This window comes from Leptolyngbya sp. FACHB-261, assembly GCF_014696065.1.
Classification (GTDB): Bacteria; Cyanobacteriota; Cyanobacteriia; order FACHB-261; family FACHB-261; genus FACHB-261.
Genome location: NZ_JACJPL010000027.1, coordinates 1 through 22,102, shown reverse-complemented (window position 1 = coordinate 22,102; position 22,102 = coordinate 1). Strand labels below are relative to the sequence as shown.

Genomic DNA, 22,102 nt, shown 5'->3' with positions numbered 1-22,102 from the left:
AAATATCAAAGAGAATATTATGTGAGAACGAGAACCATCCGTGCTGTAGTCATCCTTCTGAGAGGTGCGTGTGGACAGGCTGCCAGCACTATACCTCACAATTTAGAACTCAGATAGAAAATCGATAAGCACTTACGCAGTTCATAGTGCTCATGATCTTTACATTATGCAACTGGTATTGTTTCTATCTGCAACCGCAGGGTGCGGATGAGTGGACAGCCTGGCTAGCTGCACTTCTCAAGGGTTGGGCTCTGGCACGGCGTAGCTCAGTCTGAGAGTACCGCCTAACCAATCCATCCCGATATTGTCAAGTTGCTAATTTGTCGCTCTGGAAGCTATGCGTACTATTCAATGCCGATTTGTGTAATCATTCGGGTGCCCCGTGGTTCTTGAGAAATTTTACAATCTCACTGAAATTAGCCTTTCGAGCTAAACGCGCTGGCGTGTTACCCTCTTTGTCTCTGGCCTGAAGATTAGCGCCATTTTTTACCAGTAATTCAAGCGCTTCTTGCGTATTATAGGGACTGGCAACGGCTGCGGTGTGAAGTGGCGTTCTACCTTTTTTATCCTGGGCATTGATATTGGCTCCTTTGTCCAGCAGCAGTTTGATCACACCGGGATTGGGAGCCCGAGCAGCCCAGTGCAACAGGGTCATGCCGTAGGCATCTTGAGCATTGACATCTGCGCCCTGTGAAAGCAACAATTCGACTGCATTTGGGTAGGCATATTGCGCCGCCAGCGATAGCGGTGTTCTGCCATCTCTGCGCCTGGCCTGAGCGTCCGCACCCTTGTCAAGCAGTAAGGCAATGATATCTTGCCGGAATGCGCCGTGTAGGGGCGTATTACCTTCTTTATCTTTGGCAGTTGCCTCCGCGCCGTTGGCTAATAACAGCCGGACAGTTTCTGTATTCTGAGGACTTGAGGTTGCTAGGTGTAGTGGGGTTTTCCCCTGACGATCTCTGGCGTTTACAGTTGCACCTTTGGCTAAGAGTAGTTTGACGATATTGCGGTTGGTTGAGTATGCGGCAGCAGTGTGTAAGGGGGTTTGCCCTTCTTGATCCAGAGCATTGATCTCGGCTCCATTGGTAACCAGTAATTGACCAATGCCTATTGTGCTAACAAGGTGCAGCGGTGTTTTGCCGTCTGGAAACTGATGATTGACATCGGCACCGCGCTTGAGCAACTTCTCAACATTGGCTTGATTGTTATAGGTTGAAATTGCCTCAAATAAAGCTGTGTAAATATCCAAATCGGACCGAGCCAGAAGCAACTTTGCAACTTCTGGCTTGGCACATTGCAGCAAAGACATTTTACCTGCGGCGGTACCAATGCCGACCTGAATCGAGCTATTGGGGTTGCCACCAACGCTCAGGTAATTGCCCATGCCAGCCGCGTCTTGGCAGAGGCTAGGATCAGCCTGAAACCCCAAGCGGCTTAAGAGGGCTGAGCGGTAACTGGGCACACCAGCGGCAGCCACAGTGGTAGCTCCTAGACTAGCAACCAGCCACAACACAGGGGCGACGAGCTTCATCGTCTACGCCTTGAACTATAGATGGTTGACCTAATCTAGGCGCTGTCTAGCTGCTTTGCCCTCCTGACTGTTGAGGAGGCTGAGTCAGGTTTGAACCTATCTTTATCTATAACCCTATTCAGAAATCCTGTTCAGAAATTTTATTCAGGCCCAAGCTTCTTTGTTAACTTTTTTAACAGTGCAATTGTAGTTGGGGAGACTTGCTTTCCGTAAGGGAACATGTGACTATGCCTGCTTGGTAGATGAAGTTGATCTACTGAAGTATTCACTGGCTGGCTTTGTAAAAACAATGACAAGAGCTAAGCCAGTTTCTAAAGAACTAGTTCAGGCCGGCTAGTTCGAGCAATCCCATAGCTTTGTCCAACCTCCACTAGGTGTGGCAGATGGTTCATTGGGACTATCTGCCACTTTTTTGAAGAATTACATAGTAAGCCTAATAATCACGATTTGGCTCATTGAACTGTCTGTTCGGTGAGCCTCAAAGAAAGCAAGCAAAAAATGTAGTAGAAGTTACTTGCTTTCCAAAAAGTGCCGTGTTAAGTTACCTCCCAGCTGAAAAACACATTATCTTGATTGACTTTTCGTGGATTGCTCTGTCTCTAAATAGAATTCCATCGGCATACCTAACTGTTTTGGGTGGAATTCTTAAGGATCAGAAATAAATCCGAGAATCATCAGTCGGTTTATAACGTGGAGGATGGGTCATGGTAGATGTCAAGTTTGCCTATTGGGTTCCTAATGTCAGTGGTGGGTTGGTAGTCAGCAAAATTCCTCAGAATACTGATTGGACTTATGACTACAACACCTGGTTGGCGCAAACTGCTGAGGAAGTGGGCTTTGACTATGCCCTGGCACAAGCCCGATTTATTGCTAGTTACGGCGCAGAGTACCAGTTGGAAGCTCTGACAACCGTGGCGGCGCTAGCATCAGTGACGAAGAAGCTGAAGTTGATTGCTGCTGTTCACCCTGGGCTGTGGCATCCGGGTGTCGTTGCCAAGATGGGGGCCACGATTGATTACATTTCTAAAGGGCGATTTGCCCTAAATGTGGTCAGTGGCTGGTTCAAGGGTGAATTCACGATCTATGGTGAACCCTGGCTCGATCACGATGAGCGCTATCGGCGTTCGGAAGAATTTATTCGGGTTCTCAAAGGCTTGTGGACTGAAGATGAGTTCCACTTTAAAGGTGATTTCTATCGCATTAATGGCGGCTGGGTGAAACCCAGGCCCGTGAATCAGAATCCGCACCCGGAAATCTTTCAAGGGGGCAATTCTAAGGCAGCGCGACGGATGGCCGGTCGGGTCTCCGATTGGTATTTCATGAACGGCAATACAATCGATGGTGTGCGGGAGCAAGTTGCAGAAGTTTCTGCTTTGGCCCGTGAGGAAGGACGTCAGATTAAATTTGGCCTGAATGCCTTTGTTTTGGTGCGGGATACTGAGCAGGAAGCTCATGAAGTACTCCGCGAAATCATTGCTAAAGCTGATAAGGAAGCAGTCGAAGGATTTGGTGAAGCCGTAAAACAGGCTGGCTCTTCGACTCGCGAGAAAGTGGGCATGTGGGCCAACTCCAACTTCGAAGATCTGGTGCAGTACAACGATGGTTTCCGATCTGGATTAATTGGCACCAAAGAACAGGTGGCTGAACGGATTCAGAAATTCCATGAAGCGGGTGTGGATCTAATTTTGGGCGGCTTCCTGCACTACTCCGATGACTTGTCAGCTTTTGGCCGCGATGTGATTCCATTAGTCCGGCAGTTAGAATCCCGTCGCCGTCCTGCTGAAGAGTTAGTGTCTGTCTAAATCGCTGCAATGACTAGTGCTGCAATGAATACCCAATGAGCGCAAACGGCCAGTGAGTGCAAACGGCCAGTGAGTGCAAACGGTCAGCAGCAAACAAATAATCAAGCAATCCACAATACAGGGAAGTACCAGGATGACGACTCTAGTCAATATTGGGGTTGAGCCCAAGGCCCATGTCGTTCAGAGTGACGAAGAGGCAATCACGATTGCCAGGGAACTTGCGGCTGAGTTTCTGAAGGGTGATTCTGAGCGAGATCGCACGCGACGCCTGCCTTTAGAAGAGGTGAAAAAGTTCTCGCAAAGTGGGCTGTGGGGCATCATTGTGCCCAAAGAATACGGTGGTGCAGGCGTATCAAATGCCACGCTAGCGGAAATGATCAAAATCGTTTCTGAGGCTGACCCCAGCTTGGGACAAATTCCTCAGAACCACCTGTACATGGTGGAAGCGATTCGCCTGGATGGGACAGAAGAGCAGAAGCGCTTTTTCTTCGATCTGGTGCTGCAAGGTAAGCGATTTGGCAATGCCTTTTCAGAAATTGGCACGAAATCTGTCACTGATGTGCAGACGAAGCTAACCCGTTCCAGCGATGGCTACGTACTCAATGGGCGCAAATATTATTCTGCCGGAGCCCTGTTAGCCCATTGGATTCCGACTATTGCGGCTGATGAAGAGGGTCGCACAGTGGTTGCCTTTATCGAGCGGGATGCCGAAGGCTTGACCCTGTTGGATGACTGGACAAGCTTTGGCCAACGCACCACAGCCAGCGGCACCACAATTTTGGAGAACGTCAAGGTAAAACCAGACCATGTGATTCCCCACTATCTGGCCTTTGAACGGGCGACGCCAATGGGTGCTGTTGCTCAGATTATCCAGGCCGCTGTAGATGTGGGCATTGCCAAAGCAGCCCTGCGCGATACTTTGTATTTTGTGCGCAATTACACTCGCCCCTGGGTGGACAGCAATCAGGAGCATGGCTACGAAGACCCGCTCACCCTCTATAACCTGGGCAACATCGTGATTCAGGTGCATGCAGCGGAGGGACTGCTGCGCCGGGCAGGTGAATTTATTGATCTCGCCTATGCCCCTGGCTTGGAGGAAGCCAAGGTTGTAGAAGCCTCTATTGCCGTAGCCGAAGCTAAAGCGCTAGCCACAGAAGCCGCTTTATTAGCAACGAATAAGCTGTTTGAATTGGCGGGTACTAAATCGACTTTGCAGGAGTACAACTACGACCGTCACTGGCGCAATGCCCGCGCTCATACGCTGCACGATCCGGTGCGTTGGAAATACTACGCGGTTGGTAATTACTTCCTCAATGGCGTGAATCCGCCTCGTCATCCCTGGCTTTAGGAGCCGCACTTCCTTCACTGATCAATCTATAAATTGAGCGCTCAATTTTGAATTGATACTAATCACCCAACACTCGTAAGAAGAATTAGCCATGTCACAACTCAAACGGCCAGCTTCTGAGACTACCCCACTCAGCACTAATGGCACTCAGAAATTGGCAACCCCTTTGCCTGAACTCCATCCGCAATGGCAGAGCCTGGATCTGGCTGCGATTTTGGCGGAGCCAACTGCCTTTCTTTCAATCAGCCAGAACAATAGTCTCTACAGCCCTAAAGGGGCTCAGGCTCGGGAAAAACAATGGGAACGCCCGAGCTTGGAAAACACAATCAAAGTCGCTGAGGCTGCACGAAGCGCAGACGCGAAGTTCTTCTGGATTGGTTACGACGTGTTTCGGCAAAGCTACCCTAAAACTGTCTTTGATGAAGCTCAATATCGCACCTGGTACGAGCCCTACCGTGACTGGAGCGAGGAGCAAAAACGCTGGGACGGGGAATTGGTAGATGAGTTGAAATCGCTCAAACGACCGGATGATGTTGAGTTTTTTGAGACTGCCCATCAGTCCTCGTTTATTGGCACTACTCTGCCGCTTTATCTAAGTCGGTGGGGCATTCGGAACCTTCTAATCACGGGCATTCATCTCGATTGGTGCATTGAAGGCAATGCGCGAGCGGCGCGGGACCACGGTTTCTTACCCATCGTGATTGGGGATGCCTGTGCCTGCCAGAACCAGGAAGATGAACCTGCCGCACTGCGACGGATTAACACGTTCTTTGCGCCGGTAATCTCAGCGGAGACTGCTGTTGAGTTGTTGGGGCGGTCGGTTGAACTGCGGACAGCCAATCGCAGACTAGCCTCAGCCGCTCATTAAAGGAACGCATTAAGCGGGCAGGAGAAAATCAATGAGTGTTAGCAATTCCGCCCTCAGGCAATCCCTTTGGAAAAGTCAGCCGTTTAAAGGGATTCTGTTTATCGCTGTAATTGGTGCGGTTAGTCTGATCTTTGATGTCGTGCTGGGTCCCATTTTGCGGCTCGATGTCACGTCGAAGTTGCTCTATATCACCATCTTTTTTGTTTGGTGGTGGCACTTGGGATTCTCGTTGAACGGTTATCCTGGAGACCGCTTTTCAACGACTCGTTGGGGACGGGGAAGCGTTAACTTGACAGTGCTGTTGGTTCTGTCGTACCTGACGGGAGAAGTTTGGAAATACATTTCTGGTCAGGGCAATCTGGCGGATACGCCTGCGGGGCTGTGGGGACAGACGGCGATCATTGCGGTGGCTGCCAGTCTGTTCTTTTTTGACAATACGATTGTCACCACCGATAAAGTGCGTAACTGGCACCCGGTCAGCGGCTTTCTCAATATCTTTTTCGCCGTATTTTTCATTGCGCCAGCGCTCACTTTCTTGCCTCAAATCTGGGGTCTCCAGCCGTTTTACATCCCCTGGTATTGGTATCCAACTTCAACGGTTTTCGGCAGTTTCTTTGAGCGCTGGCCGCTCAGTAAGCTAGATCTGGAGCAACCTCGTTTAGGGCTAATCCACACGGGTGCGGTAATTTTGCTCACCCTGATTATGGCGCTGTTCCTGAAGCAAGCTGGGTTGGATTTATTTACAACCACAACAGGGCCAACTTTTGCGGCAATTTGGACAACGGTGGGGCTAGGGTTGCTCTGGCAGTTCAATATGTGGCCTTTCGCGCAGTTAGCTCAGCCGCTTAAAGGCATTGTTTCAACGGTTGCCAGTTTGGTTCTGACAATTGTGCTCTACGCTTTGACGGTGTCCATATTCGGTCAAGACAATATCATTCAAGGTCTTTACTGGTGGTTCAATATTCTCTGGGTCCAAGTGTTTTTGATGGCTCCGGGATTGTATGACGGGATTGGACTTTGGCAGGATGAGCATTAAGCAACAAAGTTGAAACTTGCTGCCTCTGTGTAGAGTTCTAGAACAGTTGCCCTAGCGAAATGCTAAACTTCGCCGTATAGGTGGTGAGGTTTTGATGGGTAGCTCTCATTTGGAGAATTGGTGTTACCAGAGTGTTTTTCCTGATCTCTGAGGATTGCTCAAGCTTAGGCTTTGCCTCTATCGCATCACCATCAAGCATTAAGGCATCAAGCATCAAGGTTTAGTTGATGATCTAGGTCAACTGGGTATTTCTCTCCTGAAACCATTAGAGACCTTAACCTAGGTCACGAAGCCGTTTGATATTCGGGCAAAGGCTTACAAGTCATTTGCTACTGGATTATGCTGAGCGCAAGTGTGAACCCTTCCTCCTCCTACCCTTGCCCTCAATGCGGACCAGCGAGCAAATTCAGGCGGAAATTAAGGCTCGATCTGGCTTTGTCCCCCCTTTCTTCGAGCCAGCCTTTCAAAACCCTGAGGTGCTGGAAAATCTCTGGCAACAAACGCTGTTTGCCTATTTGAACAACCCTCTGCCTGCCCTGTTTAAGGAAAAGCTCTTTGCCTACCTCTCGCGCTATTGCACAGTTCCATACTGTGTGGTCTGCCACAGTTGCGTCCTGCGCCCTTTGAGTATGAAGGCTCAAGAGGTGCTAGCTCTCCTGGAAGCACCGCCACCAACAGAAACAGATATTGAGCAACATCTGCAAGTGCTGGAGTGCAAATCGGACATCCTATCGCTTTGGCCAGCAGCGAATTCAGAACTTGAAGCAAGCTTACTGGCTTGTGCCATCTGGATCTGGCTGGAGCGAGAGGAAGCTGAGCGCTGTCGAAGAGAATTGGGACGCTTGCTCGGGTCTCTAAACTACCAGCACTTGGTGGTATTCATCACCTATGTCAAGATGTGCCATGGCTGGGTGGAGGCTCACCCCCAATTGGTCTATGAAGCCGACCAGCGAGTGAAAGATCATCTAGGAGCCTTGGTGGCTGATGAACCAGGTCTAGCTGAGTTTTTTGCGCATTACCAAGAGCGAGTCCGGCGGGAGTTGCAGAGTAGGGCTGAACGACGAGCAGAGCTGGCGGAGCGTCGGCGCAATGAAGCACTGTTGCTAGCCGCAAATCAGCAAATTACTGACATTCTCGAAAGCATTACCGATGCTTTCTTTGCTCTTGATGATGAGTGGAGATTTACTTATCTCAACCCGCAAGCAGAGCAATTGTTGCAGAGAAGCCAGAACGAATTGATGGGCAAGAATATCTGGGAAACATTTCCTGAGGCAATGGGGCTGTCTGTTTATCAGCAGTATGAGCGGGTAGTTTCACAACGGATCAGCGTTGCCTTTGAGGAGTTCTACACTCCCCTTAACCGTTGGTTTGAAGTCCATGCCTACCCGGCCCGTCAAGGTTTGTCTGTCTATTTTCAAGACATTACTCAGCGTAAACAAGCAGAACAGGCTCTCCACAGCAATGTGGCAGAACTTAGAAAGCTTAATCAACTCAAAGATGACTTTCTGAGCACGGTTTCTCACGAGCTACGCACTCCCATCACCAACATGAGAATGGCTATTGAGATGCTCAAGGCCACCCTAGAGCGGAAAGGCTCAGCTTCTTCTGGGACAGATCAGACAGAGGTAGACAAGCACAAAGTAAGTAGGTACCTCGAAGTTTTGCAAGATGAGTGTAAGCGAGAAATAAACCTTATCAACACCCTCCTCGACCTGCAACGATTGGAGTCAGACTCTGAACCTTTAGTTCTGGCCCCAATTCAGCTTCAGAACTGGTTGCGCCAAATAATTTTCCCCTTCGAGGAGCGAGTCCAAAAGCGCCAGCAGGCTCTGCTCGTTGATTTACCTGACCACCTTCCACCACTGATCTGTGACTCCTCGTCCCTAGAGCGAATTCTGACCGAGTTATTGAATAATGCCTGCAAGTACACGCCCCCAGGAGAACGAATCACTCTTCGAGTCCGGCTTAGCTCAAGCAACATTCAGATCCAGGTGATTAACTCAGGGGTAGAGATTCCTGCCTCTGAACTAGGTCATATCTGGGAGAAGTTCTATCGCGTTCCTAGCACTGACCCTTGGCGACAAGGGGGAACTGGGCTGGGGCTGGCACTGGTCCAGAAACTCGTCCACCGTCTCAACGGCTCTATCCGAGTGAGGAGCAGCGCGAGTCAAACTTGTTTCACCCTAGAGCTACCTCTCTCCGCACGGTGACAGCTTGACGAATAAAAACTTACCTCACCGCCTACGGCACCTCTCCTGCTTAGTTAGCAAGGGGAAGTTGGGAGAGGTCAAATGGGTAGCGATTAAACAGTGAGTAGGTATCAGTTTCGCTCCAGCTTGTCTCTAGATTTTGTGCCTTTGGCTCACCCAGTCGGGTGATTCAGTGTTTGAGAGCTTCCTGACAGGATTAGAACGGATCCAGTACTCAGGTAGCTTTATGGCTGGCAAACACGCGAAAGAGCCCAAAGATGTTCGGCTTGCTGCTACCCAAAAGATTTGGGCCTATGGAACCGGAATGCTGGCTCTGAGTCTAATCTTCGGGCCTGTTAAGAACAGTGTGGCGTTGCCTTCCACGATTGTGGTTGGCACAGCAATCAGTACAGCTTTAGTCTGGCGTTCTACTAATAAGCGTTCTGAAAGTAGTTTGGCTTTGCCTGAAGCCTTAGAGCAGCGAGTTGCCAACTTAGAAGAGATTGTGAGTAGTGAGGAGCTGGAACTGCGAGAGCGGCTCCGCAAGCTGGAATCGACGCGATAGGCGCTAGCCTGATTCTTGAGCCTGCGCAGTCTGCAACCAGTTCACTAAGTCGGTAGCATCGGCAAAATCTAGCAGTGGCTCAGCTAAATCTTCTAGCTGAGCCACTGCTAGATTTTGCTCTATCCTTTAGCCATTCTCTCAAGAAGCTTGTTCAAAAAAGCTTCTGCTTCTTGCAGTAGACGCAAATTTAAATGGCGAAAGTGATCTGCATCAATAGGAGATTTCATTAGGCCAAGCCAGTTTAGCTCGACTTGGATTTTGCTCCAGTCGCTCTGAATTTTTGCCTCTTTTCCATGATCAGGATCGTGGCGCAACCACTTATTTCTGAGGTACTTAATGCACCAGATGAATTCGCAATCAGTTTTATCAAGGGAACCCCCGTTCTCCTGCAAGAAACGTAAATTATCTTTTCCTGCGCCCTCGTAAAAAATAAAATAAAGATCGTCTACAAGAACTGCAAAAGACATTTTATCTTCACAAAATTTCTGTAACCTTTCAACCGGTTCAAGACTATTTCTCGTTGTCGGTTTAAAGATCTCCGGTCCACCAGAAATTCTAGAAGCCTCGTTGCATTTAGCCCTTAGGGACCATATAGCGGTAAAGATTCGCGATAAGGCTTTCTCATCTACAGAATTAAGATACGTGACAGGAGTTTCTCCACTCCTGTTCTCTTCCACCTTTAAATGACCAGGGACAGAGCGTACCTGTACCCTTCTCCCTGGGGAAGAAAAAATCTGCTCGGTCCTGATAGGCTTAGCAAGTGCCGCTAGAGTCCGTTCCAAACCAGGCATCGAGAGCACTTCCTCAATGCCTGGGATATCAAACCTTGCTAAAGCTCGTTCAGGATTAGGCATATCAGAAGCCTTTGTAAAACCTCTACATATAGCTAAGGACATCGAAGCGCGATCGAGAAGCTGGACCGTATTTTTGATCACAGAGCTAGCCTTTGCTACCTCAAGAACTCGCGTTGCTCCGAGGATTTGAGATCTAGTCTCAGCTAGCTCAAGAACTGGTTTTTTTTCTTTAGCCAGCTCAACAAAGTTCCGCCTTGCTCCAGACAGTTCAGAATCCACTTTGGCAAGCTTCGTACACTGAGCTGTAGCAGAAGCTTTCGTCAAACCCTGAATGCTCTGAGCTATCCTCCCTAATTCGGAACTCGCTCTGACAAATTCAACGCCTCTTGCTTTAGCCAGTTCAATGCCCTGTGTGGCTCTAATTGCTCCGGTGCCAAATTTGGCAAACTCGATCCCCTTGCATGGAGCATAAGCTTGCACAAATTCTTGAGGCACAGCCTCAATGTACTTGGCAAATTCTGGTACCTTCCCGTAAGACCCGTGCTGATGGTTCAAAAAATCTCCCCCCTTCAACGCTGTCTATTAGATCTCAATTCTTGGCTTATTGCCAATTGCTTTCCGCGAGTCTAACATACGTCATTTAAACTGACCTACAGAGTGAGGTAATCCAGCAAGCATAGCTTCTTAAAAAATTGAGCCTCTTAGCTACAGACAGCCCCAAAAAGGCTCTTAACGGATAACCTGCTTAAGGTTTGCTTTATGATTTGTCCCTTAGAGACTCACTGCTGGCTCCTCGATATTAGTAATCCAGAACTTGGAGATCACCTTTGTGACTTCTGAATGCTCCGGTGACCTCGCACCTGGGCCAACCCTGAGCTTGGACAGCCGTGTCCCCCATCCTTCTCGCCATTGGCTAAAAATCGATATTTGCCAGCAATGTCGTAGCGTTTGCCACCAACGCCGTAACATTTGCCACTAATGTTGTAGCGTTTGCCAGTAACGTCGTAACATTTGCCACTAATGTCGTAGCGTTTGCCACTAATGTCGTAACGTTTGCCACTAATTTATTTGCGAAGGTAGCTCTCAAATTATTTTCTCAGGAAAACTACTGAAGAAACCCCTAGGACAAGCCTGCCATAGACAAAAGTTCCGAAATTATCCAGAGATGGCGCTTGAGGAAGCTGGGAAATATAAAATCAGCGACCCCAGTAGGAGGTAAATAAAAATGCCACGTAAGACCCGTAGCTCCAAAGTGTTGGAAAAAGCCGAGCAACGTTCGGCTGGACTAAAAGCCATTGGTTTGGGCCTCACCCTTAGCGGCTCACGGACTCTCAGCGAGTTCACCACCGCAATTGATGAACTGCGGATCAAGCAAATCGCTTACAACATCAATTTAGCAATCGTTAATTCAGCTCAGACAGAGCTTGTGGAACTAGAGAAATCCCTAGCAACCCTGAGTTCGCAAATCCTGCTTGACATCGCCTCACACTATGGTCAAGACAGCCGCGAATACGAAATGGCGGGTGGTGTTCGCAAGAGTGAGCGTGCCCGCCGACAGGCCAAAGGCAGAATCAAAACTGGGGCTGAAGCTCAAACGAGCTAAGCAAGTGTTACCTGGTGAGTGACTCCTAGATAATCCTCGTGTGAACAGCGCGCCTCCCAAGCCATAGTGGGAGGCGCTTTTTTTGCAAACAAAATGATTTCAGCCAAGTATGGGCCAAAGCAGCTATCTACACTACTCTTCGTGTCTACTGGCAAATCTGCGCTCACTGGCAAAGTTGACGGTCAGACGCAGACACATTGGGATTGGTTTGCAAATAGTCGTGTAGCCAAGCACAGCTGTGCTCCAGCAGCTTCTCCAGCTCGAACTCCTGCCAGTGCCACAGCAGCACCCTATCATCTGAACTGGCAGAGGCAAGAATTGCCCCATCAGGGCTAAAACTCAGGCTAGCAACATTAGCGCTGTGCCCCTTGAGCGTGGCAACTAAACTGCCATCAGCAGGTCGCCAGAGCTTGATCAAATTGTCCTGCCCAGCCGAGGCCAAGGTCTTACCATCCAGGCTGAACCGCGCACTATAAACCTCAGCACTGTGCCCCTTGAGCGTATTCACGAGAGTGCCGTCTGGTTGCCAAAGCTTGACGGTATGGTCCGCTCCCGCCGAGGCCACAGTTTTGCCATCAGGGCTAAAGCTAGCCCGGTAGACAATGCCCTCATGCCCCTTTAAGCTAGCCAGGACCGTTCCATCCAAGCGCCAGAGCTTCACAGTTGAATCGAGACCGGCAGAAGCCAGGGTTTGCCCATCGGGACTGAAATTGACATCAAACACATCGCCCTGATGCCCTCTCAAAACAGTCAATGGTGTGCCATCGGACCGCCAGAGCCTTACTGTGCCATCCTCGCTAGCAGAGGCCAGCCTTTGCCCATCACGGCTGAAAGCGATGCTGTTGATCCAACTCTGATGACCGCCCAAACTTCTCGACAGGGTGCCATCCAAGTTCCAGAGTTTCACTGTATTGTCCTCGTCGCCCGAAGCAATCCGCCGACCATCCGGGCTGAAACCTGCACTGATAACCCAACCGTGTCCGCTGCCAAAGCTTCGGATCAGCTTGCCATTGCGTTGCCACAGTCTAATGGTTTGGTCTGTGCTGGCCGAGACTAGCGTTTGCCCATCTGGGCTGAAGCTGACACTGTTAATGTCATCTCCGTGCCCAGCCAGCACAGTCAGCAAGGGGTTATCCAGCTTCCAAAGCTTCACCGTACTGTCCCGACTGCTGGAAGCTAGAAATTGGCCGTCGGCGCTGAAATTGAGCGATTGAACCTCGCCATCGTGCCCTCTAAGGATTGTGATTGGTGTGCCATCCAGCTTCCAAAGCCGTATGGTTTTATCCGCTGCCGCAGAAGCCAGGGTTTGCCCATCGGGGCTAAAGCGCATGTCATAAACCCGATCGGTGTGCCCACTAAGGCTGGCGCGTAGTTTGCCGTCCCGCTGCCAAAGTTTGACCGTCCCGTCCTGCCCTGCAGAAGCCAGGGTTTGCCCATCGGGGCTAAAGCTAACTGCGTGGACAATGCCCTGGTGCCCACGCAGGGTATTGATCAGCCTGCCGTTTTTCTGCCAAAGCTTGACGGTGCTATCTGCACTGGCCGAAGTAAGGGTTTGTCTGTCTGGGCTAAAGCTGACTGCATAGACAATGCCCTGGTGCCCACGCAGAGTATTGATCAGCTTGCCGTCTTTCTGCCACAGTTTGACCGTGCCGTCTGCACTGGTCGAAGCCAACATTTGCCCATCGGGACTAAAAGCCGTGGCCCAAACCTCAGCTCCGTGCCCGCGCAGGGTATTGATCAGCTTGCCGTCCCGTTGCCAGAGCTTCACTGTTTTGTCCCGACTGGCGGAGGCCAGCATTTGCCCATCAGGGCTAAAGCTCACGCCATTGACATGGTCTGTGTGACCGCGCAGGGTTTGGAGCAACTGGCCGTTTTGTTGCCAGAGTCGCACTGTTTTGTCAAAGCTAGCAGCGGCAACCAGTTGTCCATCAGGGCTGACACTTACCCCAGAAACCCAGTCGTCTGCGCCAACCAAACTGTTTGCTTCTTGGATCTGAGACACCGCCTGCCCCAGCGTCGCTACAACTGAATCGCGGGTTTCCGCTTTAGCCCAAGTCGCTCGTTGGAGCTGACGGCCCGCTCGGAGTACCTGGATTAGCGCCTGAAACTTGCGGCCAGATGCAAACAACGCCTCTGAGGAAAACCCTAGCGCTTCGATTTCCCGAACCACTGCCTCTTGACGGTGGGCTTCGGCAATCTGGTACTGCCGAAAAGCCACCAGGCCTAAAGCGGTTGAGAGGATGAGTGCTGCGGTTACACTGCCCAACATGAGCTTCTGCCGCTTGGTTTCAATTAGCCGACCGGCAATAACGTATTCCCGTTGCAGAGGCGTAGGCTTAGGATTTTTGGCGGTTTCTTGAGCCAGCCAGCGTTCCACTTGTTCTAAGTCATGACCCCGCAGTAAGAAGCAGTCATTGCGAGCTTTTTGGTCCCACTCCTGAGCCCGCAACAACAGACGAGTGTGCGTGTGCACATAAGCCAAGTCTGTATCTAGCCCATTCAGCAAGGTCTGAAGCGCAAGCTGCCAATCATTCCCATCCCGGAAGACAACCCAGTTTAGCGCTGCCAACACTGGATGGACAGTGCTGTCATTGACGTCTCGATAGACCACTGGAATTAAGCGCTTGTTGTGTTGGATGGCATACTCAAGCTCAGCAAGACATTCCTTAGACACTACCGAATCCGGGCTCAGTACAAACAGACAGGTATCGGCTGCGATGATTCCTGAACCGATTGACTCGCGCCAGTCCGCTCCTGGTGGAATATCTTCCCAATCAACCCAAACCCGTCGGTTGTGCTGTTTAAGCGCTTCGCATAAATTCCAAACAAACTCCTTGTCTTTACGGGAGTAAGACACAAAAACATCAAGCTTAGTTTTTGCTTGATCGGGGTCAGAGGCTAGAGAACTAGATGTAGTCATGCCGGTTTAAAATTAGCTCTGTTCAGCCCTAGCTTCTTTTCGGCCAGCCAATATGTTGCCTCCAGTCAGAAAGTGAGGTCAGCTCAAACTGCTTACCCTCATTCTGCTTGGCCTTCAGAAAGGACCACCAATCCGCAGTCAGGGGTTCTCCCTGCCAATCTTTCAGGACGTAATCGTAGGGGAGCCAACCGTAGCCCTTTACTCCCCAGTCTTCGCCCCAAGAGTTTCTAACCAACAAAGCCCCTGGCGAAGTCTTGCCGATCTGTTTGGCATCATCATAACCGACCGCAAGCAAGGCATGGCCTTTGTCTTTGGCAAGCTCAAGGGTGCTATCTGGATATAAAAGGTATCCCGTTGCTTTTGAGGATTCAGGCACCGAATCGTGGAGTCTGACCCCAAATAGACAAGGGCAACCTGCAGTTAACGAAACTTTGATTTGAGCCAATAATTCTTCTTTAGACAGCCTGGGACGGTCCAGACGGAAGTAAGCCTCTGCTTTGTAGTTCTGCGCTTGTTTGGTGACGGAGGAGGGAGGTGATTCCTGAAAGTTCTCTACTGTCGAAGCCCAAGCTTGCTCTGGCGGAACACCAAACTCTGACAAAGCTTTCATCGTGGCTTGAATCGAGGCGCCAACACCCTCAGGCAATAAATTGTTGGTGGTTTTATAGAGAAAAGCTTTAGAGGCAATAAAGGGCCTAAAGCTGGCAGTTCCCGGCTGCTCCTTAGGTGCCTTCTTATTTTGGAAATACTCCATCAACGCTGTACCAGCGTAGGCTGCGCAAGCGTCGGGGGGGTTTGAGGGTTGCTCTGAAACTGGATGCGTACACCAGCTGCTGAGATCAATGAAACTCGGTAGAGCTAAAAAGTCTTGTGCCTTTAATTTGATTGGTTTGATTGGTTCGATTAATCCGATTAATCCGGTGTATGGGACTTGTAGATAATTGTGCTCAAGTCCCTCTGCACCAGGGTTAGCTGCAATTTGAAGTATGGTCTTCGGAATCGGACCTGCCTTTTCAGTAGACGGCTTAGAAAATAAATTCACAATATTTCCCTCTGCCGGGCTTGCGGAGATCATCTCAGCTCCCGTTATTTTCCTAGCCATAAAGTCCTTAAAGAGATCCTCCTTAATCCAATATTCGATTAATTTCTCGAGGTTTCTAATGAGGTCTCTAATATATTTTCTGATTTCCTCGTCCTGTTTTTCTGCATTAACCTGTTTTCTTGCATTAAGGAAATTCTCCAGATCGCTCTTGATAATGTTTTTGAGGCAACCAACACAGACGCTGACATCCTCTTCGAGTTCTCTAATCTTTGTTTTTGCCCCTTCACGCGCTTCTCCATCGGGAGTTCTCATCGGTGAAATCAGTCGAGCCACACTACTCGCGATGAAAATAATCAGCTCCCGAGAAGCTGCAGATTCTTCTACTCGACTGAAGTGCTGACCGAATGCTTTTGTGAGAGCGTCTAGAAAGGGCTGTGGGGGAAGCGAGGGCTGACAATAGAAGCAATTGTCTAGTTCAGGTAAAGCGTTGTTCTGAACTAATGTTGCTGCGACTGAAACTGGTTTTTTGCTCTCATCCTTGACATCTGCCAGCTTCGAATCATCCTGCTTAGGTGAAGTCAGACTTGTCCCTGTCGTAGCTATCATCATCTTAAATTCCTTGACTTCTTCCTGGGAAATATCTTGTGTGCTTGTTCGCTCAAAAGCCGTTATGACTTTGAGCCTGCTTGATTCTGAGAAGCTACTTGAGAATTGAATCGAGAGCTGTTAGATGAATCTGGTTAGTCTTTCGAAAAGAATTGTATTCCATTAAGTCTCTCAAGGTAGTCAAATGCACCATTAGATCAACCCTAGTGAGCTGCAAGCTGTGCCTCCTTATAACTCAAGGAATAAGTGAGCGCTCTGCCAGTTAACAAAAATACTGAATCACCGGGCTGGATCAGGGACTAACATGGCAGGTTTGTTCGTTGAGCAGATCTGGTTTTTTCTGTCTCCGCTTGCTGCCTCTAAAGTCACCCATTGGAGTGATTCTGCTGGTAATTGCTGGCGCGATGAAGCAAAAAGCCCGGATCGTGAAGCTTTTGTGTTGAACTCTTAGAGCATCAGGGCAAATCGAGACGCCTCCCTGAAGGCGAAAAGGCGTATTAACGCTGATTGTGTAAGCACGAATTTGGGGTCCCATGAACTTCACAGTCGAGCTAGTACAGGAATCAGACGGGCGTTGGCTAGCAGAAGTCGCTGAAATGCCTGACGTGCTGGCCTATGGTCAAAGCCAAGGCCAAGCCACTACCAGAGTCCAAGCCCTAGCGTTGCGTAAAGTTGCCGAGCAACTCGAAGACACCGAATCCGAGCTGCAACTGTTGACGATTGCTTTCGTCAAACCAGTCAAGCAACCGATTTGGGAAATCTTTGACCAGATTATGGCAGGTATGCCAGAGGAGGAGTTGAGCCAACTGCCGGCAGACGCCTCGATTCAGCACGACCATTACCTCTACGGTCTACCCGTACGCGAGGCATGAAAGCTGTCTTTGCCGATACCTTTTACTGGGTCGCACTTGCCAATCCCAGAGACCAATATCACCGGAAAGCCAAAACCGTCAGCCAGTCCCTCTACCAGCACCAACTCATCACTACAGATGAAGTCCTGGTCGAGTTTCTTAGCCTCTTTGCCTCCTACGGCATTGAGATGAAACAGCGGGCCGTTTTGATGGTGCAAAGCATCCTCGACAATCCTTCGATTCAGGTCTTGCCGCAAACCCGTGCCTCATTTCTGTCGGGCCTTAAACTCTATGAACAGCGCCTCAGTAAGGGCTATAGCCTGACTGACTGCATCACAATGGAGACAATGCGCAGCCATCAGCTAACCGATGTCCTGACGGCGGACAATCATTTTGTCCAAGAGGGGTTTAATGCTCTCCTCAAAGATCAGACCTCTAGCAAAACTGAGTCCAGAAGCGAGCAAGCTTCCGAAAATCACCACTTCGCCCCTTACCTCGAAAGCTGAACCTGGACCTAAACCTGGACTGTTGTTGAATTGGGCAAGTGCAATAGAGAGTGTCCCCGAAAGGTTCTAAGACAGAAGGAATAACACCAACTCACTTTTTAACTGCTGAATCAAACCCCTCTCAACCTCCTGTCACCAAGGAGATGTTGGGAGGGGTTTTGATTTAGCTCTCATTGAGAAAATTTGTATAGTTTGTTTATAACGACTATTCATAACGGCTATTCATAACGACCGAATAGATTCTCCAGGCGCTCTCTGGTCTTATTGACGATGGAGCGTTCCATTGAATCAGCGACTAATTGAGCAATATAGACTAACGTAACCAAAAAATTACAGAGGGCTTCTAAACCGACGATCCAACGGGAGAGATCCGTAGGCACCTGGTCGCCATAACCAATGCGAAAAAAGGTGCCCATACTGAAGTAGAGAAGCTCAGCAAATGCAGTTTCTCGTTTGCCTTCTCGGGTTAATACATGACCCCAATCAAGATGCTCAGCAAGCCAGTAACAAAACGCGAAGCCTATAACAATCGCCAAAGAAATGAGTGCTATTTGCATTAAATAGCTACGCCAGCGAGCTATCGATCTAAAATTCATAGGCTTGGCTAAATCAAAGGTGACTGCATTGTATCTCTTCTCGCAACTGTAGCTGCGTGGAGGGATACTGTATTGGAATTTGAACCCTTGAAATGGCCTCAAAAGTTGCGGGGCTGCCTGAACCCGGTATCCTGGAACCTGGTCTGACCTGTAACGTTCATCTAGATTGAGACTCATGATGCAGCCTCTGGAACCATTGCTTCTAGCAAGCCCTACTGTCTCCGTCAGCGACGGCCAGGGAGATGTTTCTGGGCTAGTGATCATTCTGATTATTTTGTTACTAGTTGCTACGGGCGTTGCCCTGCTGACTCAACGGCTGCGAGTCCCTTACGTGACCGGTTTGGTATTGGCAGGATTGGCGATTACTGAACTCTTACCGCGTCGAATTGGTTTGGATTCTTCACTAATTCTGAACCTCTTTTTACCGATTCTGATTTTTGAAGCGTCGATCAATACCGATATCAGCCGTCTGCGCAGCACCATCAAACCAATCGGAATTTTGGCAGGGCCGGGAGTTGTACTGGCCTCGGGGGTTACTGCAGTTTTAATCAAGTTCAGTTTAGGTCTGGCTTGGCTACCTGCTTTGTTTGTCGGTGTGATTCTAGCGATCACTGATACTGTTTCCGTGATTGCTGTTTTTAAAGAAGTGTCGGTTCCCTCTAGGCTATCAACGATTGTTGAGGGCGAAAGTTTACTCAACGATGGCATTGCGCTAGTTCTATTTGCCCTACTCACCAATGTTCACGTCACTGGCTCAATAACCTTTTTAGGTGGATTACAAGAGCTGTTTGTGGTGATTATGGGAGGGACTTTAGTCGGGCTGGGTTTGGGCTATCTCAGTGTTGGTTTGTTTCGGCAATCGGAAGATCCCCTCAGTGATATTTTGCTGACGGTGGCGGTGGCCTTAGGTGCATTTCAAGTCGGTCATCTCTTGGGAGTATCAGGTGCCGTTGCGGTGGTTGTGGCGGGGCTAGTCGTGGGCAATCTTGGCCTATCGCAATCGGCTTCAGCCTCTACTCAAGTCACCCTGTATAGCTTCTGGCAATATGCGGGCTTCGGGGTGAATACGTTTATCTTTCTGCTGATTGGCTTAGAAGTTGATCTGATTACCCTGTGGCAAACCTTGCCTGCAGTACTGTTGGCGGTTCTGATCTATCAGGTGGGGCGGGCGCTCTCTGTCTACCCGTTGCTGGCGCTGCTGCGCTTCTTTGACCGTCCGATTCCCCTGGTTTGGCAGCATGTTCTGTTTTTGGGCAACATCAAGGGCTCGCTGTCGATGGCTCTGGCACTGAGCTTGCCGGCAACTTTACCGGGGCGGGAGCAACTGATCGCCCTGGTGTTTGGTACGGTGTTAGTTTCGCTGGTGGGCCAGGGGATCAGCCTGCCCTGGTTAGTGAAACGCTTGAAGTTAGCGAGTCTCTCCAGTGTGCGTCAGCAGGTCGATGAGCTTCAGGTGCGACTGATTACGGCTAAAGCGGCTCAGGATGAGCTGGATAGTCTTTTGAAAGCAGGCATTTTACCGAAAGCAATTTACGAAGAAATGCGAGCGGCTTACCAGTCCCGCGTGGCGACTTCTGAACGAATTTTGCGGGACTTGTATAACCAACGGTCGGAACAGTCGCTAGCGGTTCCTGGTGACCGCTCTAAACTCGATGCCATTCGGCGGCGGTTGCTTCTGGCTGAAAAGGGGGCGGTCAGTGATGCTCTGCGCAAGCGCATTGTCTCTGAGGAAATCGTGCAAGCTTATCTCAAAGACCTCAACGAGCAACTGCTGGGGCTGGAAGACGATTAGTGTCGATGCCCATGAAGTCGATCATCTGGTGGACGAGCTCAGGCTTGGTGACGACCAGGATTGTGGAGCCCTGCTCCAGGACGGTGCTGCCGTTGGGGATGATCAGATCTGCACAAGCGTGGCATTGATAGCCAATAATCAAAGACCCTTGGGGAAAACGGGGATCCTGGGCGATGCGAGCCACGGTGCGTCCGACCACGTAGCAGTGGGCTGGGACTGGCAGTTTTAGAACCTCTACCTGCCCTTGCTCGAAGTGCATCATCGATTCGACTTGGGGGTATTCGATGGCGTTGGCCATAGTGTTGACGGCCAGTTCCATGGTGCTGATTACGTGGCTGGCGCCAGCAATGCGATAAGGCTCTTCGAAGTCGGAGTCGCTCATGCGCGCAACGATGTGAGGCACGCCGTAGTGTCTGGCCAGGGTGACTAGGGCCAGGTTCATGGCGTCGCTGCCCAGGGTTGCGGCGATGGAATCGGCTCTGCGGATGCCTGCTTCGATCAAGACACTGGTGCTGACGGCACTGCCTTCAAAGGCCATGACGCCGACTTTCTCACGGGCATAACGACAGGCCAGGGGATCGGTATCGAGAACCGCAACGGTATGCCCCATTTCCATCAGCTTCTGGGCGAGATGGAGTCCCATCATGCCTGCGCCGCCGATCAACACGTACATGGCTTACCTCTTACACAGCTACGGTTGTGCTCTTTTGTAATCATGCCTCAATAGGTCTAGAGCCGTCTTGTTGTGGATCAGTTGAGGGGTTTGACCTCTACTAGAATCTTTTGGGGTTTTTTGTGTGGCATGTCTTGCCATGTTGTAGGTTGGCTCTTCTTTAAGAGGCATCTTTAAAAAAATCCTTCAAGAAAACCTGCCTCCTCAACTTTAATTAAGCCTTCGCACGGTAGCTTTGGGGGCAGGTTTTTTGGGTGAGGTTTTTAATGGTTGAGTTGGATTAAAGCTTTGGTCAAAATGCTGGCGTCTTCTCGCCATTCGCGGATGGTTTCTCGGCTTTGCTGTGTGGTTTCGAAGCGTTCGGCTTGGCGTAGGCAAATGCGACTGAGGGCGGCAAGGACGGTGGAGAGGGTATAGCGCTCGACTAGGATTAGCAGGATGTTGAAGTCGCTTTCGTTAAAGGTTGCGGCTGGGGTTTGGGTCATTAGTAAAAATCCTTGGCTTGGAGCCATTGCAGGGGCTAATTGTTGAGCCAGTTTTTAAAGGGGTAATTCTGTTATGGAATTACCCCTTCGCTTCAGGTTCAAGGCTCCCCTGCCTGACCGGCTTTCAATGAATGGGGTTGGCCCCGGACGGAGTGCTAAACTCCACCGTAGCTTCCTGGTTGGCTCAACACCAACTTGGAGGTCAGTCGCCTAGGGCTGTTGCATCGGCCTCTAGGCGGCGCTTTGAAGACTGAACTGATATGAAACAGTAGAGCAAAGTAAGCGCTTTGGCAAGTAGTTTTTTTGACTCAGTGATTAAATCTTGTCAGGGCTTAGTGAATGCGGGTTCTCTAACTAATGAGCCTGCTTTTGGCAAACCTTTAGTGTTTCCAAATCTTCGGGACTGGCAATCAAGTAACCTTCAAGCCATTGGCAGCCCCGCGTTAGCAGTCTATCCAAGTTGTCATAAGGCCACACGCGAGCAGTGCCATCAGCAGAAGCGGTGAGAATAGTCTGGCCATCCGGGCTGAAGCTGGCACTGTTGGCACCTTTGATCTCGGCTAACAGCTTGCCGGAGCGGTCCCAGAGACGAGCAGTGTTGTCAGCGGAAGCGGTAACAATGGTCTGCCCATCTGGGCTGAAGCTGGCACTGTTGACAGAGCCCTGATGTCCCTTGAGTTCAGCGAGCTGGTTGCCGGAGCGGTCCCAGAGGCGGGCCGTTTTGTCCCAAGAAGCGGTAACAATCGTCTGGCCATCTGGGCTGAAGCTGGCACTGGTGACATTGCCCTGATGCTTGAGTTCAGCGAGCTGGTTGCCGGAGCGGTCCCAGAGGCGGGCCGTTCTGTCCCAAGAAGCGGTAACAATCGTCTGGCCATCTGGGCTGAAGCTGGCACTG

19 protein-coding genes are annotated in these 22,102 nt (G+C 50.1%); 10 read left to right on the top strand and 9 right to left on the bottom strand.

The annotated features are described in order from the left end of the window. Window positions 1-367: 367 nt before the first annotated feature. The gene (locus H6F94_RS19835) at window positions 368-1,531 is read right to left on the bottom strand and encodes an ankyrin repeat domain-containing protein (RefSeq protein ID WP_190803994.1); all 1,164 of its coding nucleotides are present in this window, start codon (window positions 1,529-1,531) and stop codon (window positions 368-370) included. A 704-nt stretch (window positions 1,532-2,235) separates the two neighbouring features. Between H6F94_RS19835 and sfnG the strand changes: the two genes are divergently transcribed. From sfnG to H6F94_RS19805, 6 genes are all read left to right on the top strand, one after another. Continuing rightward, complete coding sequence (gene sfnG, locus H6F94_RS19830) at window positions 2,236-3,333, top strand: dimethylsulfone monooxygenase SfnG (protein ID WP_190803993.1); 1,098 nt, start codon at window positions 2,236-2,238, stop codon at window positions 3,331-3,333. Window positions 3,334-3,466: 133 nt separating this feature from the next. After that, a complete protein-coding gene (locus tag H6F94_RS19825) occupies window positions 3,467-4,681 on the top strand; it encodes an SfnB family sulfur acquisition oxidoreductase (protein ID WP_190803992.1) in 1,215 nt (404 codons plus the stop codon). A 91-nt stretch (window positions 4,682-4,772) separates the two neighbouring features. Beyond that, on the top strand, window positions 4,773-5,549 hold the full coding sequence (locus tag H6F94_RS19820; RefSeq protein ID WP_190803991.1) for a cysteine hydrolase family protein: 777 nt from the start codon (window positions 4,773-4,775) through the stop codon (window positions 5,547-5,549). Window positions 5,550-5,580: 31 nt separating this feature from the next. Next, window positions 5,581-6,585: a hypothetical protein gene (locus H6F94_RS19815; protein WP_190803990.1), complete on the top strand. Its 1,005-nt coding sequence runs from the start codon at window positions 5,581-5,583 to the stop codon at window positions 6,583-6,585. 386 nt (window positions 6,586-6,971) lie between these two features. Then, window positions 6,972-8,795, top strand: coding sequence for a PAS domain-containing sensor histidine kinase (locus H6F94_RS19810; protein ID WP_190803989.1), 1,824 nt, complete (start codon window positions 6,972-6,974; stop codon window positions 8,793-8,795). A 226-nt stretch (window positions 8,796-9,021) separates the two neighbouring features. Further along, complete coding sequence (locus H6F94_RS19805; RefSeq protein ID WP_190803988.1) at window positions 9,022-9,339, top strand: hypothetical protein; 318 nt, start codon at window positions 9,022-9,024, stop codon at window positions 9,337-9,339. Window positions 9,340-9,342: 3 nt separating this feature from the next. Here H6F94_RS19805 and H6F94_RS19800 read toward each other — a convergent pair whose 3' ends face one another. Then, window positions 9,343-9,444, bottom strand: coding sequence for a DUF4351 domain-containing protein (locus H6F94_RS19800; protein WP_313949336.1), 102 nt, complete (start codon window positions 9,442-9,444; stop codon window positions 9,343-9,345). Between the two features lie 14 nt (window positions 9,445-9,458). After that, window positions 9,459-10,688 (bottom strand): hypothetical protein, encoded by a 1,230-nt coding sequence (locus H6F94_RS19795; protein ID WP_190803987.1) that lies wholly within the window; start codon window positions 10,686-10,688, stop codon window positions 9,459-9,461. Window positions 10,689-11,358: 670 nt separating this feature from the next. On the opposite strand from H6F94_RS19795, the gene H6F94_RS19790 reads away from it, so the two are divergent. Continuing rightward, window positions 11,359-11,736 (top strand): hypothetical protein, encoded by a 378-nt coding sequence (locus H6F94_RS19790; protein WP_190803986.1) that lies wholly within the window; start codon window positions 11,359-11,361, stop codon window positions 11,734-11,736. A gap of 163 nt (window positions 11,737-11,899) precedes the next feature. On the opposite strand, the gene H6F94_RS19785 is transcribed toward H6F94_RS19790, so the two are convergent. Together H6F94_RS19785 and H6F94_RS19780 are read right to left on the bottom strand one after the other, a co-directional pair. Continuing rightward, window positions 11,900-14,656: a WD40 domain-containing protein gene (locus H6F94_RS19785; protein WP_190803985.1), complete on the bottom strand. Its 2,757-nt coding sequence runs from the start codon at window positions 14,654-14,656 to the stop codon at window positions 11,900-11,902. A gap of 28 nt (window positions 14,657-14,684) precedes the next feature. Then, complete coding sequence (locus H6F94_RS19780; protein WP_190803984.1) at window positions 14,685-16,307, bottom strand: C1 family peptidase; 1,623 nt, start codon at window positions 16,305-16,307, stop codon at window positions 14,685-14,687. Window positions 16,308-16,837: 530 nt separating this feature from the next. Here H6F94_RS19780 and H6F94_RS31775 point away from each other — a divergent pair. Beyond that, entirely contained in the window at window positions 16,838-17,176 is a 339-nt protein-coding gene (locus H6F94_RS31775) for a hypothetical protein (protein ID WP_199320556.1), read from the top strand. Beyond that, a complete protein-coding gene (locus tag H6F94_RS19770; protein ID WP_190803983.1) occupies window positions 17,173-17,661 on the top strand; it encodes a type II toxin-antitoxin system VapC family toxin in 489 nt (162 codons plus the stop codon). The genes H6F94_RS31775 and H6F94_RS19770 overlap by 4 nt, the downstream gene beginning before the upstream one ends. Before the next feature lie 218 nt (window positions 17,662-17,879). On the opposite strand, the gene H6F94_RS19765 is transcribed toward H6F94_RS19770, so the two are convergent. Then, window positions 17,880-18,218 (bottom strand): ion channel, encoded by a 339-nt coding sequence (locus tag H6F94_RS19765; protein WP_190803982.1) that lies wholly within the window; start codon window positions 18,216-18,218, stop codon window positions 17,880-17,882. A 214-nt stretch (window positions 18,219-18,432) separates the two neighbouring features. Here H6F94_RS19765 and H6F94_RS19760 point away from each other — a divergent pair, with 214 nt between their 5' ends. After that, on the top strand, window positions 18,433-20,049 hold the full coding sequence (locus H6F94_RS19760; protein WP_190803981.1) for a cation:proton antiporter: 1,617 nt from the start codon (window positions 18,433-18,435) through the stop codon (window positions 20,047-20,049). Here H6F94_RS19760 and H6F94_RS19755 read toward each other — a convergent pair. From H6F94_RS19755 to H6F94_RS19745, 3 genes are all read right to left on the bottom strand, one after another. Then, on the bottom strand, window positions 20,015-20,722 hold the full coding sequence (locus tag H6F94_RS19755) for a potassium channel family protein (RefSeq protein ID WP_190803980.1): 708 nt from the start codon (window positions 20,720-20,722) through the stop codon (window positions 20,015-20,017). The two genes, H6F94_RS19760 and H6F94_RS19755, sit on opposite strands and share 35 nt — an antisense overlap. A 263-nt stretch (window positions 20,723-20,985) precedes the next feature. After that, window positions 20,986-21,207, bottom strand: a complete 222-nt coding sequence (locus H6F94_RS19750) for a hypothetical protein (protein ID WP_190803979.1) — start codon at window positions 21,205-21,207, stop codon at window positions 20,986-20,988. Window positions 21,208-21,561: 354 nt separating this feature from the next. Continuing rightward, a partial coding sequence (locus tag H6F94_RS19745; RefSeq protein ID WP_190803978.1) for a WD40 repeat domain-containing protein occupies window positions 21,562-22,102 on the bottom strand: 541 nt, incomplete at its 5' end.

Excerpts from the sequence above, each read along its gene's own strand:
- H6F94_RS19835 (WP_190803994.1), bottom strand. The coding sequence starts at position 1,531 with ATGAAGCTCGTCGCCCCTGTGTTGTGGCTGGTTGCTAGTCTAGGAGCT.
- sfnG (WP_190803993.1), top strand. The coding sequence starts at position 2,236 with ATGGTAGATGTCAAGTTTGCCTATTGGGTTCCTAATGTCAGTGGTGGG.
- H6F94_RS19825 (WP_190803992.1), top strand. The coding sequence starts at position 3,467 with ATGACGACTCTAGTCAATATTGGGGTTGAGCCCAAGGCCCATGTCGTT.
- H6F94_RS19820 (WP_190803991.1), top strand. The coding sequence starts at position 4,773 with ATGTCACAACTCAAACGGCCAGCTTCTGAGACTACCCCACTCAGCACT.
- H6F94_RS19815 (WP_190803990.1), top strand. The coding sequence starts at position 5,581 with ATGAGTGTTAGCAATTCCGCCCTCAGGCAATCCCTTTGGAAAAGTCAG.
- H6F94_RS19810 (WP_190803989.1), top strand. The coding sequence starts at position 6,972 with ATGCGGACCAGCGAGCAAATTCAGGCGGAAATTAAGGCTCGATCTGGC.
- H6F94_RS19805 (WP_190803988.1), top strand. The coding sequence starts at position 9,022 with ATGGCTGGCAAACACGCGAAAGAGCCCAAAGATGTTCGGCTTGCTGCT.
- H6F94_RS19790 (WP_190803986.1), top strand. The coding sequence starts at position 11,359 with ATGCCACGTAAGACCCGTAGCTCCAAAGTGTTGGAAAAAGCCGAGCAA.
- H6F94_RS19785 (WP_190803985.1), bottom strand. The coding sequence starts at position 14,656 with ATGACTACATCTAGTTCTCTAGCCTCTGACCCCGATCAAGCAAAAACT.
- H6F94_RS19780 (WP_190803984.1), bottom strand. The coding sequence starts at position 16,307 with ATGATGATAGCTACGACAGGGACAAGTCTGACTTCACCTAAGCAGGAT.
- H6F94_RS31775 (WP_199320556.1), top strand. The coding sequence starts at position 16,838 with ATGAACTTCACAGTCGAGCTAGTACAGGAATCAGACGGGCGTTGGCTA.
- H6F94_RS19770 (WP_190803983.1), top strand. The coding sequence starts at position 17,173 with ATGAAAGCTGTCTTTGCCGATACCTTTTACTGGGTCGCACTTGCCAAT.
- H6F94_RS19765 (WP_190803982.1), bottom strand. The coding sequence starts at position 18,218 with ATGCAAATAGCACTCATTTCTTTGGCGATTGTTATAGGCTTCGCGTTT.
- H6F94_RS19760 (WP_190803981.1), top strand. The coding sequence starts at position 18,433 with ATGATGCAGCCTCTGGAACCATTGCTTCTAGCAAGCCCTACTGTCTCC.
- H6F94_RS19755 (WP_190803980.1), bottom strand. The coding sequence starts at position 20,722 with ATGTACGTGTTGATCGGCGGCGCAGGCATGATGGGACTCCATCTCGCC.
- H6F94_RS19750 (WP_190803979.1), bottom strand. The coding sequence starts at position 21,207 with ATGACCCAAACCCCAGCCGCAACCTTTAACGAAAGCGACTTCAACATC.